Genomic DNA, 17,146 nt, shown 5'->3' with positions numbered 1-17,146 from the left:
GCCGCTCCTCAAATCCCCAGAATCATCTGCGCGATGATGTTTTTCTGGATTTCGTTCGACCCGCCATAAATCGACGTCTTGCGATAGTTGAAGTAGTAAGCCGCGAGCGGTGCTGCATCGTCGTCGCCGCCGGCCGCGTGCGCATGCTCGCCCTCGAGGAACGCCGGATCGAACGGCGCTGCGAGCGGACCAACCGCATCGACCATCAGTTCGGTGAGCGCCTGCTGGATTTCCGTGCCTTTGATCTTGAGCATAGACGCTTCGGGCCCCGGACCGCGACCATCGCCGCTGCTCGCGATCACACGTTCGGCAGTCACTTCGAGCGCCATCAGCTCGATTTCGACGGCAGCCACGCGCGCCGCGAAAACCGGATCGTGCAGCAGTGGCTTGTCGTGTTTCTTCTGCTTCAGCGCGACGCGCTTGAGAAACGCGAGTTCGCGCTTCGATGCACCCACGCGCGCAATGCCCGTGCGTTCATGCCCAAGCAGATATTTCGCGTAGGTCCAGCCGCGGTTCTCCTCGCCGACGAGGTTCTCGACCGGCACCTTCACGTCCTCGAAGAATACTTCGTTCACCTCATGGTCTTCGTCGAGCATGATGATCGGGCGCACGGTAATGCCGGGCGTCTTCATGTCGATGAGCAGGAACGAGATGCCTTCTTGCTTCTTCGCAGCGGGGTCGGTGCGTACGAGGCAGAACATCATGTCGGCATGCTGGCCGAGCGTGGTCCAGGTCTTCTGGCCGTTCACGATGTAGTGGTCGCCGTCGCTGCCCTTGGTCAGCACGGCGCGCGTGCGCAGCGAGGCCAGGTCCGAGCCCGAGCCGGGTTCGGAATAGCCCTGGCACCACCAGTCTTCACCGGAGAGAATGCGCGGCAGATAGCGGCGCTTTTGCGCGTCGTTGCCATACTTCATGAGCACGGGCGCCACCATCGAGACACCGAACGGGAGGACCATCGGCGCGCCAATGCGGCCGCACTCCTCGTCCCAGATATGGCGCTGCGTTTCGTTCCAGCCGGGGCCGCCATATTCGGCCGGCCAGGCGGGCGCCGACCAGCCGCGCTGGCCGAGCAGCTTATGCCAGTTGGCGATATCGTCGCGGCTGAGGCGCTTGTGATTGAGCACTTTTTCACGCACGGCTTGAGGCAGATTCGCCTCGAGCCAAGCGCGGATTTCGGCGCGAAATGCGTCGTCGGTGGGGGTGTAGTCGAGATCCATGCGGTTTGTCTCCTGGCCGCGGCTGGTGGGGAACACATCCCAAGCCACGGCGAAGACCCGCATGACCTTATTGCAGCGGACCCTTCAACGCAGCCGGAACCGGCAGCGGCATCACATCGATGCCTTCTTCGACGAGAGCTTGCGCATCTTCCGCGGATGCCACCCCGCGGATGTTGCGCGCCGGCGCTTCGTTGTAATGAATGCGCCGCGCCTCCTCGGCGAAACGGTCGCCTACGTTCTCCGTCTTCTCCAGGACTTCGCGCATCACGCGCATGGCATGCGCCTGCCATTGCGCCGCCTGTGCCGCTTGGTTGGACTGCGGCGCCTGGCCTGCAGCAGACGATGTCCCGCTCGCACCCGACAGATTCAGTCGGGGCGCGGACGGCACGCGGCTCACCTTGGTGGCGCCGCACATCGGACATTCGACCAGCTTGCGCGAAAGCTGCGACTCGAAGTCGTCAGCGGAAGCGAACCAGCCTTCAAACCGATGGCCGTCTGGGCACTGTAAATCGAGGACCTTCATGAGAATCGAGGCTTGCGTTGAGTGTAGCTCAAAACGTAAATTTATGAACGATCGTTCGCAAAATTCCGACCAGGGTATTCACCACCCTGCCCGGAATCGGACGGCCGGGTTGCCGGTGATTGTAGCGCCGTCCAGCACGGTGCGCTCAGCGCAAAAATGCCCGCCCGATATGAATACGGCGGCCTTCGAAACCGAAGACCGCCGTATTGGGTGGATTGGCGCAGGGCAGCCGCACATGGGCGGCGCGTGGGTTTCTAGCCCTGCTCGGGTCGCCCGAACGGCCAGGCGCCCGACAGCGCCTTTTCGAGCCAGAACGTGCCGATAATCGTCTTCACATCGGTGATCTTGCCGGTGCGCACCCATTCGAGCAGTTCGGGCAGCGTTGCCGTGAACGTCTCGAGAAACTCGCCGTCATCGAGCTTGGCCTCGCCCGCGGTCAAGCCGCGCGCGAGATAGATGTCGATGAATTCGGTCGAGTACGAAATCACAGGATGGATCTGCGCAAGATAAACATACTCGCGCGCCGCGTAGCCCGTCTCTTCCTTGAGCTCGCGGACCGCACAGGCAAGCGCGCCTTCTTGCGGATCGAGCTTGCCCGCCGGAAACTCGGTCATCACCCGCGAAAGCGGATAGCGATATTGGCGCTCCATCAGCACGCGACCGTCGTCGAAGAGTGGGATCACCATGACCGCGCCCGGATGCTGGACATACTCGCGCGTCGCATGCTTGCCGTCCGGCAAAGCAACCGTGTCGCACTTGAGCGTAAGGAATTTGCCCGCGTGGAGCGTCGTGCTTTCCACGCACGTCTCGGCGAGCGCCGGGTCGTGCTTTTGATGTTCAGCAGCCATGTTCAACCTCTGGGAAGCGCTTCTACGGAGAAGTCGCGGGAAACCGCGATGCGATCGAATGGCGAGCCCCTCGTCCTCGACGAGGGACTCGCATCACGCCGGGCGGCGTTTGACGAGATATTGCCAGGCGAAGCCGGGGAACGCGAACACGACAAACAGACTGAACGTGATGGCGTAGAACTGCCAGCCCTGGTCAAAGCGGTTGCCGGCGCGCGCCTCCAGCATGAAGCCGAACGCGCCAACCACAAAATACAGCACGATCATTTCGGCAATGCGAATCCACACGCTTTTCTTTTGCGCGCGCAACGGCACCATGCCGAACAACCGCTGATTGAAAAACGGCAGGTTGGCGCCCGCGAGCGCCAACAACACAATAAACCACCCTGCTGCCGACATTACAGAGGCAGCGTATGCGAGACGGCCTGCAAGCAGAGCGACATCAGCGGTCCGGGGACAATGCCGAGCACCAGCACCGCCACACCATTGAGCGTGAGCAGCGCGCGATTGCACGCGTGGCTCTCGATCGGCGCGGTGTCCTGCGGCGTGTCGAAGTACATCAGCTTGACGATGCGCAGGTAGTAGAACGCGCCAAACAGCGACGTAATGACCGCGAGCACGGCAAGCCAGGTCAGGCCGGCATTCATCGTGGCTTCGAGCACGGCGAGCTTCGCGTAGAAGCCGACCGTCGGCGGGATGCCGGCGAGCGAGAACATCATGAGCATCATGACGAATGCAAACACCGGGCTGCGTTGGTTCAGACCCTTGAGGTCGTCGAGCGTTTCAGCCTCGAAGTCGCGGCGAGCCAGCAGCATGATGATGCCGAACGCGCCGAGCGTCGTGATCAGATAGACGATGCTGTAGAACATCGCCGAGCTGTACGCGCTGGCCGCACCGGTCGCCTTGTTGTCGACGATGCCGGCCAGCAGGCCGAGCAGCACGAAACCCATGTTCGAGATCGCCGAATAAGCCAGCATGCGCTTGACGTTGCGCTGGACGATACCCGTGATGTTGCCGACGATCATCGAGAGCGCCGCCAAAATGATCAGCATTTCCTGCCAGTCCACGGCCAGCGGCAGCAGACCCATGACGAGGAAACGCACGGCCCACGCGAACGCCGCGACCTTGGGGCCACCGCCCGTGAGCAGCGTCATGGCCGTAGGCGCGCCTTGATAGACGTCGGGCACCCACATGTGGAACGGCACCGCGCCCATCTTGAACGCCACGCCCGCGACGATGAACACCACGCCGAACAGCAGCACGATGTCGTTGATGTGGCCCGAGGCAACCGCCTTGAACACGTCGCCCAGGTCGAGCGAACCAGTCGCGCCGTACAGCATCGAGATGCCATAGAGCAGGAAGCCCGATGCGAGCGCGCCCAGCACGTAGTACTTCATGGCCGCTTCGTTCGACTGCGTCGCGTTACGGCGCAGTGCGATGACCGCGTAGAGCGAGAGCGACATCAGCTCCAGACCGAGGTACAGCGTGAGGAAGTTGTTGCCCGAGATCATCACGATCTGGCCAAGCAACGAGAACATGCCGAGCAGGAAGAACTCTCCCCGGAACATGTCGCGGTCTTCGAGGTACTTTCGCGAGTACACGATCGAGACTGCGTAGCCGAGCGTGACCACCGACTTCATGGCGCTGGCGAACGCGTCCACCACGTACATCCGCGTGAAGTAGTAGTGCACGTGCGGATCGAACGCGTTCACCGCGAACCAGATGCCGGCGATCACGGTCGTCAGCAGCGCGATGAAATAGGTCGTGCGCCGGCCCGAAGGACCGGTGAACGTGTCGTTGAGCCACGCAACGACGACACCGGCCATGACCAGCGCGTCGGGTAGCAGAGCGTTCAAAGGGGCGTTTGGCATGATCTCTTAGTCCTCCGCTCGTATTACTGTGACAGCGGCAGTTTCGACACTGCAACGTGGGAGAGGAGGTTTTCCACGGAAACGTGCATCACATCGGTAAAGGGCTTCGGGTAGACGCCCATGAAAAGCGTGAGCAGCGCGAGCACCCCGAGAATCAGGTATTCACGGCTGCTGATGTCCTTCAGCTCGCGAACATGGTCGTTCGCGACTGCGCCAAAGTACACCCGCTTGTACAGCCACAACGTATAGGCCGCGCCCAGGATCAGCGTGAACGCCGCCCCGAAAGCGATCCAGAAGTTGAACTTCACTGCTGCCAGAATCACCATGAATTCGCCGACGAATCCGGAGGTGCCCGGCAGGCCGCAGTTGGCCATAGCGAACAGCATGGCCAGCGCCGCGAACTTCGGCATCGTGTTGACGACGCCGCCGTAATCAGCAATGTCGCGCGTATGCATGCGGTCATACAGCACGCCGATGCAAAGGAACATCGCGCCCGAGACGAAGCCGTGCGAGATCATCTGGACAATCGCGCCTTCCACCGCCAGTTGGCTCGACGGGCCGAACATAAAGAAGCCGAGCGTGACGAAGCCCATGTGTGCGATCGACGAGTACGCGACCAGCTTCTTCATGTCCGACTGCACGATCGCCACGAGGCCGATGTAGATCACGGCGATCAGCGACAGCGTGATGATGACCGGTGCCAGGTAATGGCTCGCATCGGGCGTGACCGGCAGCGAGAAACGCAGGAAACCGTACGCGCCGAGCTTCAGCATGATGGCGGCCAGCACCACCGAGCCGCCCGTGGGGGCCTCGACGTGCGCGTCCGGCAACCACGTGTGGACCGGCCACATCGGCACCTTGACCGCGAACGCGAAGAAGAACGCGATGAACAGCAAAATCTGTGGCGTCATTGCAAGCTGCACGCCCTGCCACGTGGCGAGGTCGAACGTGCTCGTCTCGCGGTAGAGGTACAGCAACGCGATCAGCATCAGCAGCGAGCCGGCCAGCGTATAGAGAAAGAACTTGAACGCCGCATACACGCGGTTCGGACCGCCCCACACGCCGATGATGATGTACATCGGAATGAGCGTGGCCTCGAAGAACACGTAGAACAGCAGACCGTCGGCCGCGCAGAAGACGCCGACCATCAAGCCCGACAGGATGAGGAACGCCGCGTAATACTGCGCAACGTTCTTCTGGATCACCTGCCAGCCCGCGATCACGACGATCACGGTGATAAGCGCCGTCAGCACCACGAGCCACAACGAAATGCCGTCGATGCCGAGGTGATACGAAATATTGAACCGCTCGATCCAGACCGACTTCTCCTCGAACTGGAGTGCAGCCGTGGTCGTATCGAATCCCGAAACGAGCGGAAGGGTGACGAGGAAACTAAGCACCGAACCGATGAGCGCGAGCCAGCGGTCCGCGCTCGAGCTCCGAAGGGAACCCACTATAAGAACGATGATGCCGAAAACGATCGGCATCCAGATCGCAATACTGAGAATCGGAGTTGCGTGCATGCGTTTTTTTCCTCGCCTTCTTATTTGCCGCTGAGCGTTACAAACAGAGTAAGGAGGCCAAGCATGCCAATGATCATGGCAAATGCGTAGTGGTAGATATAGCCGGATTGCAGGAAACGAATGACCGATGCAAACCAGCCGATAAACTTGGCGCTCCCATTCACGACGCCGTCGATCACGACGACATCGCCTTCCTTCCACAGCCCTCGACCGATAGCGACCGCTCCGCGAGCGAAGACGACTTCGTTGATCTTGTCCAGGTAATACGCATTCGTCAGCAGCTTGTACACCGGCGAGAACGTGCGCGACACGACGGCCGGCAGGTCCGGGCGCTTCATGTAGAAGAACCAGGCCACGATCACACCCGCGAGTGCAAGCCACACTGGCAGACCCGAGAACGCATGCGCGCCCATCGCGACCCAGCCATGGAATTCTTCACCCATCTCAGCAAGCGCCGGGTGATTTTGGCCAATGAAAATGACCTTCTGGAACGCCACACCGTGCGCGAAGAAGTCGCCGAACAGCAGCGGCTGGATCGCATACGCGCCGGCGATCACCGAAGGAATCGCGAGCAGGACGAGCGGCACCCAGATCACCCACGGCGACTCGTGCGGGACGTGGACATGGTGTTCGTCGTGGTCGTGGCCGTTGCCATGGCCATGTGCTGCGGCTTCGGCGCCCATCGGCGAATCAGGATGCTTCGGATTACGGAAGCGCTCCTCACCGTGGAACACGAGGAAGTACATGCGGAACGAGTACAGCGCCGTCACGAACACGCTCGCGACCACCGCGAAATAGGCAATGCCCGAGCCCGCGAGGTGCGAAGCCTTCACGGCCTCGATGATCGAGTCCTTCGAGTAGAAGCCCGAGAAGAACGGCGTGCCGATCAGCGCGAGCGAACCGATGAGCGAAGTGATCCACGTAATAGGCATGTACTTGCGCAGGCCGCCCATGTTGCGCATGTCCTGGTCGTGGTGCATGCCGATGATGACCGAGCCCGCACCGAGGAACAGCAGCGCCTTGAAGAACGCGTGCGTCATCAGGTGGAACATCGCGACCGGGTACGCCGACACGCCGAGCGCCACGGTCATGTAGCCGAGCTGCGAGAGCGTGGAATAAGCGACCACGCGCTTGATGTCGTTCTGGACAATGCCGAGGAAGCCCATGAAGAGCGCGGTAATCGAGCCGATCACGACGATGAACGACAGCGCGGCGTCCGAGAGTTCGAACAGCGGCGACATGCGCGCAACCATGAAGATGCCGGCCGTCACCATGGTGGCGGCGTGGATCAGTGCCGAGATCGGCGTCGGGCCTTCCATCGAGTCCGGCAGCCAGACGTGCAGCGGGAACTGCGCCGACTTGCCCATCGCGCCCACGAACAGGCAGATGCACGAAACCGTGAGCAGATTCCACGAGGTGCCCGGGAACGTCAGCGCAGCGATTTCGTTGCCCTTGGCGAACACGTCGTTGTAGTTGAGCGAGCCGCCGTACGCGAGCAGCAGGCCGATGCCCAGCAGGAAGCCGAAGTCGCCTACGCGGTTCACGAGGAATGCCTTCATGTTCGCGTAGATGGCGCTTTCACGCTTGAAGTAGAAGCCGATCAGCAGATACGAAACGAGGCCCACCGCTTCCCAGCCGAAGAACAGCTGCAGGAAGTTGTTGCTCATCACGAGCATCAGCATGGAGAACGTGAACAGCGCGATGTACGAGAAGAAGCGCTGGTAGCCCTCTTCTTCCGCCATGTAGCCGATCGTGTAGATGTGCACCATCAGCGACACGAAGGTCACGATGATCATCATCAGCGCCGTCAACGAGTCGACCAGGAAGCCCACTTCGAACTTCAGGCCGCCCACCGACATCCATTCGTAGACGGTCGCGTTGAAGCTCGCGCCGCTCATCACGTCGAAGAACGTGATGCACGAGAGCACGAAAGCAATCGCGACGCCGAGAATGGTGACCGTATGCGCGCCCGCGCGCCCCACCGTTTTGCCGAACAAACCGGCAATGAGGGAACCGGCGAGAGGCGCCAGCGGGATCGCCAGCAATAGGGATTCGTTGAGTGTCGTTGCCATAAACAGAGCCTGCCTTAACCTTTGAGCTGATCGAGGTCCTCGACATTGATCGTGTCGAGGCTGCGGAACAGAGTCACAAGAATAGCCAGACCAATCGCGGCTTCCGCTGCCGCAACAGTTAGCACGAAGAACACGAAAATCTGTCCGTGAACGTCACCTAGGTAATGAGAAAACGCGACGAAATTGGTGTTCACCGCTAACAACATCAGCTCGATCGCCATCAGGATGATGATGACGTTGCGCCGATTAAGAAAGATGCCGACGATCGAGATCGCAAAGAGGATCGCGCCGAGGACGAGGTAATGGGCCAGGGTCAACATGTTGCTCTCCTCTACGCTTAGCTCTTGGTGCCGGAGCCGGACTGCACCGGTGCCGCCACGCCGGTCGCGACCGCTGCGGCCTGGTCGGTTTCGGCAACTTCTGGCAGTTCCTTGACGGCAGGCATCTTCACGAGGCGCACGCGGTCCTGGCGACGCACGCTAACCTGCTTCGAAACATTCTGGCGCTTGGCGTTCTTGGGCTCGCGCACGGTCAGCGAAATGGCCGCGACGATCGCCACGAGCAGCACGAGGCCGGCAATTTCGAATGCGAAGATGTAATCGGTATAAATGATCTTGCCGATCAGGTGCGTATTCGACACCGAAGCAGCGGCCGCGGCCGAGGTATCCGGCACCGGCGAGGTGGTCGCGCCGTAGCCGTGCCACAGGATCAGCGCGGTCTCGATCACGATGATCGCGCCCACGATGGTCGCCACCGGGACGAAGCGCTTGAAGTCGCGGCTCAGCACGTCGATGTTGATGTCCAGCATCATCACCACGAACAGGAACAGCACCATCACCGCGCCCACGTAGACGAGCACTAGCAGGATCGCGAGGAATTCGGCCTCGAGCAGCATCCACACCGCGGCCGCGTTGAAGAACGCGAGCACGAGGAAGAGCGCCGACGAGACAGGATTGCGCGAGGTGACCACCTTCAGGCCTGATAGCGTGAGCAGCAGCGCGAAGATGTAGAACAGGACGGTCGTGAATTCCATGATTACTGGTTCATCGTTGAGGCCATCGTAAGGCGGATTGCGCAGCGCAAACTGGCGGCCAGACCAGGAGGCGTCACGCCGCGGTTCCCGGGCTGCAGCTTCGCGGCACCCGGCTTTTGCCCAGGCACACACGTTCCCCGCAGCCGGCCCGAACCGCGGGCCGGTATAGCGTCAAACTGAAGATCAACGGTACGGTGCATCTGCTGCCTTGTTCGCCGCGATTTGCGCTTCGTAGCGGTCGCCAACGGCCAGCAGCATATCCTTCGTGAAATACAGATCGCCGCGCTTCTCGCCGTGATACTCGAGAATATGCGTCTCGACAATCGAGTCGACCGGGCAGCTCTCTTCGCAGAAACCGCAGAAGATGCACTTGGTCAGGTCGATGTCGTAACGCGTGGTGCGGCGCGTGTTGTCCGCGCGCACTTCCGATTCGATCGTGATCGCGAGCGCGGGGCACACGGCCTCGCACAGCTTGCACGCGATGCAGCGCTCTTCACCGTTTTCATAGCGGCGCAGTGCATGCAGGCCACGAAAGCGCGGCGAGATGGGGGTCTTCTCTTCCGGAAACTGCACGGTGAACTTGCGCTTGAAGGCGTAACGACCCGTCAGCGCGAGCCCCTTGAGCAGCTCGGTCAGGAAGAACGTCTTGAAGAAGTTTTGGATAGCGGTCATGTTTCCTTCGCCCCTTATTTCCAGATGCTCAGCGGCGACATATACCAGAAGCCGATCACGATCAGCCACACGACGCACACCGGAATAAACACCTTCCAGCCAAGACGCATGATCTGGTCATAGCGATAGCGCGGGAACGTCGCGCGTGCCCAGATGAACACCGACAGGAAGAAGAAGGTCTTCAGCACCAGCCAGAAGACGCCCGGGATGAAATCGAGGAACGCGAACGGTGCGCTCCAGCCGCCGAGGAACAGCACGGACGTGAGCGCCGAGATCACGATCATGTTGATGTACTCGGCGAGGAAGAAGAGCGCGAAGCCCATCCCCGAGTACTCGATCATGTGGCCGGCGACGATTTCCGACTCCCCTTCCACCACGTCGAACGGGTGACGGTTCGTTTCGGCGAGGCCCGAAATGAAGTAGACGACGAACATCGGCAGGAGCGGCAACCAGTTCCACGAGAGGAACGTGACGCCGTGGCTCGCGAACATGCCTTGCATCTGGCCGCGAACGATGTCCGAGAGGTTCAGGCTACCCGACACCATCAGCACCACGACCAGCGCGAAGCCCATCGCGATTTCGTACGAGACCATCTGCGCCGCGGCGCGCATCGCGCCAAGGAACGCGTACTTCGAGTTCGAGGCCCAGCCCGCGAGAATCACGCCATAGACGCCGAACGACGAGATCGCCATCACGTAGAGCAGACCCGCGTTGATGTCGCCCAGCACCGCGCCCGCCTGGAACGGAATCACCGCCCAGACAGCGAAGGCCGGCACCACCACCATGATCGGCGCGACCATGTAGATCCAGCGGCTCGCCTGCGCGGGCTGAATCACTTCCTTGAGCAACAGCTTCAGCACGTCGGCGATTGGCTGCAACATGCCGCCGGGACCCACACGGTTCGGGCCGAGACGCACGTGCATCCAGCCGATCAGCTTGCGTTCCCACAGGATCAGGTACGCCACGCACAGCAGGATCACCACCGCGACGACAAGAATGCGCACCAGCGCCCAGACGGTGGGCCATGCCACGCCGAGCAGCTGGCTGCCGCCTGCATTGATCGTATCGAACAAGCTCATTTACGCCTTCTCCACCAGCAGTTCACCGAACAGGCTGCCGAGCTGCGCGGCGGCCGGCGTTGCCGCCGACACGCGCACCGCCGTCGGCGCAAGATTCGCATCGCACGTCGCGGGCGCGGTCACCGAGAGCTCGCCCTGGCGCACACGCACGGCATCACCCTCCTTCAAGCCAAGCTGCTCGAAGAGCGCGGCCGGCAGGCCGATGGTGTTCGCCACGCGTGCCGCCATCGTGAGTTGCAGCGCTTCGCCGCGACGCACGAGTTGATCGGCGCGGTAGATGGGCACGTCGGAGATCCGCTCGAAGCGGCCATCGGCTGCCTTCGCGAGGCTGCCTTGCGTGGATCGAGCCACTTGAGCCGTGGTCTTGTTCGACAGGCGCGCAGTGAAGTCGCCGTCGCCGAGCGCTTTGCGGCGCACGTCTTCCGAGGTCTCGTACTCGAAGCCTTGCGCGCCGAGCAGCGTGCCGAGCACGCGCAGGACCTTCCATGCCGGCCGCGTATCGCCGAGCGGACGCACGACACCGTTGAACGACTGGACCGTGCCTTCCGCGTTGACGAACGTGCCCGAGGTCTCAGTGAACGGCGAGATGGGCAGCAGCACGTCGGCGTAATCGAGGCCGGTCTTGAACGGCGAGAACACCGCGACCATCTCGGCCTGCGCGAGCGCGGCGCGCGCGGCAGCCGGGTTGGCCGTATCGAACTCGGGTTCGACGTTGAACAGCAGATAACCCTTGCGCGGCTGTTCGAACACTTCGCGAGCATTCAGGCCGTTGCCGCCCGCAAATCCGGGAAGAGCCCCCACGAGGTGCGCGCCAACCGTGTTGGCGGCTTCGGTGAGGAAGCCGAGCGTCGCGCCCGTCGTTTCGGCGATGAATTGAGCAGCGGCGTGCAGACGCGAGAACTCCGGATGCTGGACAGCGGCGTTGCCGAGCAGCACGAAGCGGCGCTCGCCGCTCGCGAGCGAGGCGGCCACCTGCTTCGCGGCTTCGTTCGCCTGCGCGCCGGCAAAGCCTTCAGGCAGCGCGACGCCCTTCGCCTCGGCGGCTGCGGCCGCGATCGCGGCCAGTTCGTCGAGCCATGCCGAAGGCGCGGCGACGATACGCTGCGCGTTCGGGATCAGTGAACCGTCGGCCGAAGCCTGCAGGAACCCAACTCGTGCGCCACCCTTCGCTGCCTGGCGCAGACGCGCGGCGAACAGCGCGTGGTCGCGGCGCAGGAACGAGCCGATCACGAACGCCGAGTCGGCATACGAAAGATCCGCAATCTTGGCGCCGAGCCACGGCGCGCCCGCGAGCGGCGCCGAGAAGTCGCTCTGGCGCAGGCGGAAGTCGACGTTCGGCGTGCCGATCGCGTCCGCGAACTGCTTCACGAGATAAAGCTCTTCGGTCGTGCTGTACGGGCTGACCAGCGCGGCAAGCATGTTTTCGCCGTGTTCGTCGCTGATGCCCTTGATGCCCTTCACCACGTATTCGAGCGCGGTCTGCCAGTCGGTCTCGACCCACTGTCCGCCCTGCTTGATCATCGGGTGCGTGAGACGGTCTTCGGCGTTCAGACCTTCGTACGAGAAGCGGTCCTTATCCGAGATCCAGCACTCGTTGACAGCTTCGTTCTCAAACGGCAGCACGCGCATCACGCGGTTGTTCTTCACCTGCACGACGAGGTTTGCGCCCGTCGAATCGTGCGGGCTCACCGACTTGCGGCGCGACAGTTCCCACGTACGCGCGGAGAAGCGGAACGGCTTGCTCGTGAGCGCACCGACCGGGCACAGGTCGATCATGTTGCCCGAGAGTTCCGAGTCCACCGTCTTGCCGACGAAGGTGCTGATTTCCGAATGCATGCTGCGGCCGAGCATGCCGAGTTCCATCACGCCGGCGATTTCGTCGCCGAAGCGCACGCAGCGCGTGCAGTGAATGCAACGTGTCATCTCTTCCATCGAGATGAGCGGGCCGACATTCTTGTGGAACACGACGCGCTTTTCTTCGCTGTAGCGCGAGGCCGACTTGCCATAGCCCACCGCCAGATCCTGCAACTGGCATTCGCCGCCCTGATCGCAGATTGGGCAGTCGAGCGGGTGATTGATCAGCAGGAATTCCATCACGGCTTGCTGACCCTGCACGGCCTTGTCCGACATCGTGCGCACGACCATGCCTTGCGACACCGGCGTCGCGCACGCGGGCACGGCCTTCGGCATCTTCTCGACATCGACGAGACACATCCGGCAGTTGGCCGCGATGGACAGCTTCTTGTGATAGCAGAAGTGCGGAATGTACGTGTCGACCCGTTGCGCAGCCTGGATCACCATGCTGCCCTCGGGCACCTGCACCTTCTTGCCGTCTATTTCAAGTTCAACCATGATGGTTAATCGTCCCTAACCTGTTACCGCTCAATTTCCCAGCGGCATGCCCCGTCACATCGCCGTTGCGTTCCGCCACGCGGCTCGCGCCCAACACGCCTTTGCCTGCATTCGCCCTGAAGCCGCCTTATGCAGCCACAGTCTGCGAGGCCGCGGGCGAGCCGGCATGTCCGCCGACCAGACAACGCTTGTTGTGCACGTGATATTCGAATTCGTCCCAATAGTGCTTGAGCATGCCACGCACCGGCATGGCCGCTGCATCGCCAAGCGCGCAGATCGTACGGCCCATGATGTTGCCCGCCACCGAGTTCAGCAGGTCCAGGTCTTCCTGGCGGCCCTGGCCGTGCTCGATGCGGTTCACGACGCGATACAGCCAGCCCGTGCCTTCGCGGCACGGCGTGCACTGGCCGCACGACTCTTCATAGTAGAAGTACGACAGACGCAGCAACGAGCGCACCATGCAGCGCGTTTCGTCCATGACGATGACCGCGCCCGAGCCGAGCATCGAGCCCTGCTTGGCGATGGAGTCATAGTCCAGATCCGTCTGCATCATCAGATCGCCCGGAATGACCGGCGCCGACGAGCCGCCCGGAATCACGGCCTTGAGCTTCTTGCCGCCGCGCATGCCGCCGGCGAGCTCCATGAGCTTCGCGAACGGCGTGCCGAGCGGAACCTCATAGTTGCCCGGACGCTCCACGTCGCCCGAGATGGAGAAAATCTTGGTGCCGCCGTTGTTCGGCTTGCCAATTTCCATATACGTCTGCGGACCGACGGTCAGCAAAAACGGCACCGCGGCGAATGTCTCGGTGTTGTTGATCGTGGTGGGCTTGCCGTACACGCCGAAGCTCGCCGGGAACGGCGGCTTGAAGCGCGGCTGGCCCTTCTTGCCTTCGAGCGACTCGAGCAGCGCGGTTTCTTCGCCGCAAATGTACGCGCCATAACCGTGGTGCGCGTGCAGCTGGAACGAGAAGTCCGTGCCGAGGATGTTGTCGCCGAGATAGCCCGCCTGGCGCGCCTCTTCAAGCGCGGCCTCGAAGCGGCGATAAACCTCGAAGATCTCGCCGTGAATGTAGTTGTAGCCCACGGTGATGCCCATCGCGTATGCGCCGATGGCCATGCCTTCGATCACCGAATGCGGATTCCAGCGCAGGATGTCGCGATCCTTGAACGTACCAGGCTCGCCCTCGTCCGAATTGCAGACGAGATACTTCTGCCCCGGGAACTGACGCGGCATGAAGCTCCACTTCAGCCCCGTGGGAAATCCTGCACCGCCACGGCCGCGCAGGCCGCTGGCCTTCACGTCGGCGATGACCTGCTCGGGCGGAATCTTTTCTTCGAGGATGCGGCGCAGCTGCTTGTAGCCGCCACGCGCGACGTAGTCTTCGAGATGCCAGTTCTCGCCATTCAGGCCCGCGAGAATCAGAGGTTGGATGTGACGATCGTGCAGCGAAGTCATTTCGAAAGCTCCTCGAGCAGCTGGTCGATCTTCTCGCGGCTCATGAAGCTGCACATGCGGTGGTTGTTCACCAGCAGCACCGGTGCATCGCCGCAAGCGCCCATGCACTCGCCTTCCTTCAAGGTGAACTTGCCGTCGGGCGTGGTTTCGCCGAAGTCGATTCCGAGCTTCTGCTTCAGATATTCGGCCGCGCTTTCCGCGCCGCCATCCGGGCCGAGCTGGCACGGCAGATTCGTGCAGAGCGTGATCTTGTGCTTGCCGACAGGCTTCGTCTCGAACATCGTGTAGAAGGTGGCGACTTCCTGGACCGCGACAGGCGGCATGTCAAGATAGTCGGCCACGAACTGCATGAGTTCGGGCGACAGCCAGCGATGCTCTTCCTGAGCAACGGCCAACGCCGCCATCACGGCAGACTGTTTCTGATCGGCGGGGTACTTCGTCAACGCGCGATCGATTTCTTTCAGGCCTTCAGCTGAGATCATTTTCAGACACGACTCTTTCATTTCCTACCGTTGCAATTCCCGCCACACAAACTCCTGTCGCGCGTGAAGCGTACCTGCTCGCTGCGACAGAGGTGGCGTTCCCGGTATTTCGCCATGCGCCCTTTTACCAGGCGCACCGGCAATTTGCTGCTTAGCGGTCAATCTCACCGAACACGATGTCCTGCGTGCCGATGATCGTGACCGCGTCGGCAATCATGTGGCCGCGCGCCATCTCATCCAGCGCGGACAGATGGGCATAGCCCGGTGCGCGGATCTTCAGACGATACGGTTTGTTGGCGCCATCCGACACCAGGTAGATGCCGAATTCGCCCTTCGGATGCTCCACGGCTGCGTAGGCCTCGCCTTCGGGCACATGGAAACCTTCGGTGAAGAGCTTGAAGTGGTGAATCAGCTCTTCCATGTTCGACTTCATGTTGACGCGCGACGGCGGCGCGACCTTGTGGTTGTCGACCATCACCGGGCCGGGATTCTTGCGCAGCCACTCGATGCACTGTTTCGCGATGCGAGTCGACTGACGCATTTCCTCCACGCGCACGAGATAACGGTCGTAGCAATCGCCGTTCACTCCCACAGGGATGTCGAAATCCAACTGGTCATAAACCTCGTAGGGCTGCTTCTTGCGCAGGTCCCACTCGATGCCCGAACCGCGCAGCATCGCGCCAGTGAGGCCCAACTGCATCGCACGCTCCGGCGTCACCACACCGATGCCCACGAGACGCTGCTTCCAGATGCGGTTGTCGGTGAGGAGAGTTTCGTATTCATCGACGCAAGCGGGGAAGCGCGTAAAGAAGTCGTCGATGAAGTCCAGCACCGAGCCTTGGCGCGCCTCGTTCATGCGGGCGAGCGCCTTCTCGTTGTGGATCTTCGAAGCCTTGTACTGCGGCATGGCGTCGGGCAGATCGCGATACACGCCACCCGGACGATAGTAAGCCGCGTGCATGCGCGCGCCCGAGACCGCCTCATAGACGTCCATCAGGTCTTCGCGCTCTCGGAACGCGTAGAGGAACACCGCCATCGCGCCCACGTCGAGCCCGTGCGAGCCGATCCACATCAGGTGGTTGAGCACGCGCGTGATTTCATCGAACAGCACGCGAATGTACTTCGCGCGAATAGGCACTTCGATGCCGAGCAGCTTTTCGATGGCGAGCACATAGCCGTGCTCGTTGACCATCATCGACACGTAGTCGAGACGGTCCATGTACGGGACCGACTGAATGAAGGTCTTGCTCTCTGCGAGCTTTTCCGTTGCACGGTGCAGCAGGCCGATGTGCGGATCGGCGCGCTGGATCACTTCGCCGTCGAGCTCGAGCACGAGGCGCAGCACGCCGTGCGCTGCCGGGTGCTGCGGGCCGAAGTTGAGCGTGTAGTTCTTGATCTCTGACATGCGACCCTCTTAGTGTTTCCTCAGACCGCCGTAGCGATCCTCGCGGATCACGCGCGGCGTGATTTCGCGCGGCTCGATCGTGACCGGCTGGTAAACCACACGCTTCTGCTCCGGGTCGTAACGCATTTCGACATAGCCCGAGACCGGGAAGTCCTTGCGGAACGGATGGCCGATGAAACCATAGTCGGTCAGGATGCGGCGCAGGTCGGGGTGGCCTTCGAAGACGATGCCGAACAGGTCGAACGCCTCGCGCTCGTACCAGTTGGCCGAACTCCAGATGTCGACGAGCGAGGACACGATGGGCACGTCGTCATCCGGCGCGAACACGCGCAGGCGCAGACGCCAGTTGTTCGTAATGGAGAGCAGATGCGACACGGCCGCAAAGCGTTGGCCTTCCCAGGCGCCGTCGCCGTATGTCTGATAGTCGACGCCACACAGGTCGATCAACTGCTCGAAGCGAAGCGACGGATTGTCGCGGAGCTCCTTTGCCACGCTGAGGTAATCTTTTGAGCTTATGACCAGGGTCAACTCACTGAGCGCTTCGGTGAGACTGACTACGCGCGCACCGAGGGCCGCTTCGAGGTTCGCTTTCAGGGTCTCGAGTTTGCTTGCCATA

The 17,146-nt window shown here is 61.8% G+C and carries 16 protein-coding genes; all 16 read right to left on the bottom strand.

The features are described from left to right. Window positions 1-8: 8 nt before the first annotated feature. On the bottom strand, window positions 9-1,217 hold the full coding sequence (locus NH14_RS32925; protein WP_035534422.1) for an acyl-CoA dehydrogenase family protein: 1,209 nt from the start codon (window positions 1,215-1,217) through the stop codon (window positions 9-11). Between the two features lie 67 nt (window positions 1,218-1,284). Next, window positions 1,285-1,740, bottom strand: coding sequence for a DUF1178 family protein (locus tag NH14_RS32920; RefSeq protein ID WP_035534421.1), 456 nt, complete (start codon window positions 1,738-1,740; stop codon window positions 1,285-1,287). Window positions 1,741-1,994: 254 nt separating this feature from the next. Then, on the bottom strand, window positions 1,995-2,588 hold the full coding sequence (locus NH14_RS32915) for an NUDIX domain-containing protein (RefSeq protein WP_035534419.1): 594 nt from the start codon (window positions 2,586-2,588) through the stop codon (window positions 1,995-1,997). Between the two features lie 93 nt (window positions 2,589-2,681). Beyond that, window positions 2,682-2,984 carry a DUF2818 family protein gene (locus tag NH14_RS32910; RefSeq protein ID WP_035534418.1) on the bottom strand — a complete coding sequence of 101 codons (303 nt, stop codon included), beginning with the start codon at window positions 2,982-2,984 and terminating at the stop codon, window positions 2,682-2,684. Then, window positions 2,984-4,456 carry an NADH-quinone oxidoreductase subunit NuoN gene (gene nuoN, locus NH14_RS32905; RefSeq protein WP_035534417.1) on the bottom strand — a complete coding sequence of 491 codons (1,473 nt, stop codon included), beginning with the start codon at window positions 4,454-4,456 and terminating at the stop codon, window positions 2,984-2,986. The genes NH14_RS32910 and nuoN overlap by 1 nt, the downstream gene beginning before the upstream one ends. 23 nt (window positions 4,457-4,479) lie before the next feature. Next, window positions 4,480-5,979, bottom strand: a complete 1,500-nt coding sequence (locus NH14_RS32900) for an NADH-quinone oxidoreductase subunit M (RefSeq protein ID WP_035534415.1) — start codon at window positions 5,977-5,979, stop codon at window positions 4,480-4,482. Window positions 5,980-5,999: 20 nt separating this feature from the next. Next, a complete protein-coding gene (nuoL, locus tag NH14_RS32895; protein ID WP_035534414.1) occupies window positions 6,000-8,051 on the bottom strand; it encodes an NADH-quinone oxidoreductase subunit L in 2,052 nt (683 codons plus the stop codon). Window positions 8,052-8,065: 14 nt separating this feature from the next. Continuing rightward, complete coding sequence (gene nuoK, locus NH14_RS32890; RefSeq protein WP_006052894.1) at window positions 8,066-8,371, bottom strand: NADH-quinone oxidoreductase subunit NuoK; 306 nt, start codon at window positions 8,369-8,371, stop codon at window positions 8,066-8,068. Window positions 8,372-8,388: 17 nt separating this feature from the next. Further along, window positions 8,389-9,084, bottom strand: coding sequence for an NADH-quinone oxidoreductase subunit J (locus tag NH14_RS32885; RefSeq protein WP_035534412.1), 696 nt, complete (start codon window positions 9,082-9,084; stop codon window positions 8,389-8,391). 183 nt (window positions 9,085-9,267) lie between these two features. Continuing rightward, window positions 9,268-9,756, bottom strand: a complete 489-nt coding sequence (gene nuoI, locus NH14_RS32880) for an NADH-quinone oxidoreductase subunit NuoI (RefSeq protein WP_035534411.1) — start codon at window positions 9,754-9,756, stop codon at window positions 9,268-9,270. A 14-nt stretch (window positions 9,757-9,770) separates the two neighbouring features. After that, entirely contained in the window at window positions 9,771-10,835 is a 1,065-nt protein-coding gene (gene nuoH, locus NH14_RS32875) for an NADH-quinone oxidoreductase subunit NuoH (RefSeq protein ID WP_035534409.1), read from the bottom strand. After that, window positions 10,836-13,187: an NADH-quinone oxidoreductase subunit NuoG gene (gene nuoG / locus NH14_RS32870; protein WP_035534407.1), complete on the bottom strand. Its 2,352-nt coding sequence runs from the start codon at window positions 13,185-13,187 to the stop codon at window positions 10,836-10,838. 127 nt (window positions 13,188-13,314) lie between these two features. Next, a complete protein-coding gene (nuoF, locus tag NH14_RS32865; RefSeq protein ID WP_035534406.1) occupies window positions 13,315-14,643 on the bottom strand; it encodes an NADH-quinone oxidoreductase subunit NuoF in 1,329 nt (442 codons plus the stop codon). Then, the gene (gene nuoE / locus NH14_RS32860; protein WP_035534405.1) at window positions 14,640-15,125 is read right to left on the bottom strand and encodes an NADH-quinone oxidoreductase subunit NuoE; all 486 of its coding nucleotides are present in this window, start codon (window positions 15,123-15,125) and stop codon (window positions 14,640-14,642) included. The genes nuoF and nuoE overlap by 4 nt, the downstream gene beginning before the upstream one ends. Window positions 15,126-15,276: 151 nt before the next feature. After that, on the bottom strand, window positions 15,277-16,530 hold the full coding sequence (locus NH14_RS32855) for an NADH-quinone oxidoreductase subunit D (RefSeq protein ID WP_035534403.1): 1,254 nt from the start codon (window positions 16,528-16,530) through the stop codon (window positions 15,277-15,279). A gap of 9 nt (window positions 16,531-16,539) precedes the next feature. Further along, window positions 16,540-17,145 (bottom strand): NADH-quinone oxidoreductase subunit C, encoded by a 606-nt coding sequence (locus tag NH14_RS32850; RefSeq protein ID WP_035534402.1) that lies wholly within the window; start codon window positions 17,143-17,145, stop codon window positions 16,540-16,542. Window position 17,146: the final 1 nt, after the last annotated feature.

The sequence above is a fragment of the Paraburkholderia sacchari genome, from assembly GCF_000785435.2.
GTDB classification, from domain to species: domain Bacteria; phylum Pseudomonadota; class Gammaproteobacteria; order Burkholderiales; family Burkholderiaceae; genus Paraburkholderia; species Paraburkholderia sacchari.
The sequence above is the reverse complement of the archived record's forward strand: the minus strand, read 5'-3'. Positions and strand labels throughout refer to the sequence as shown.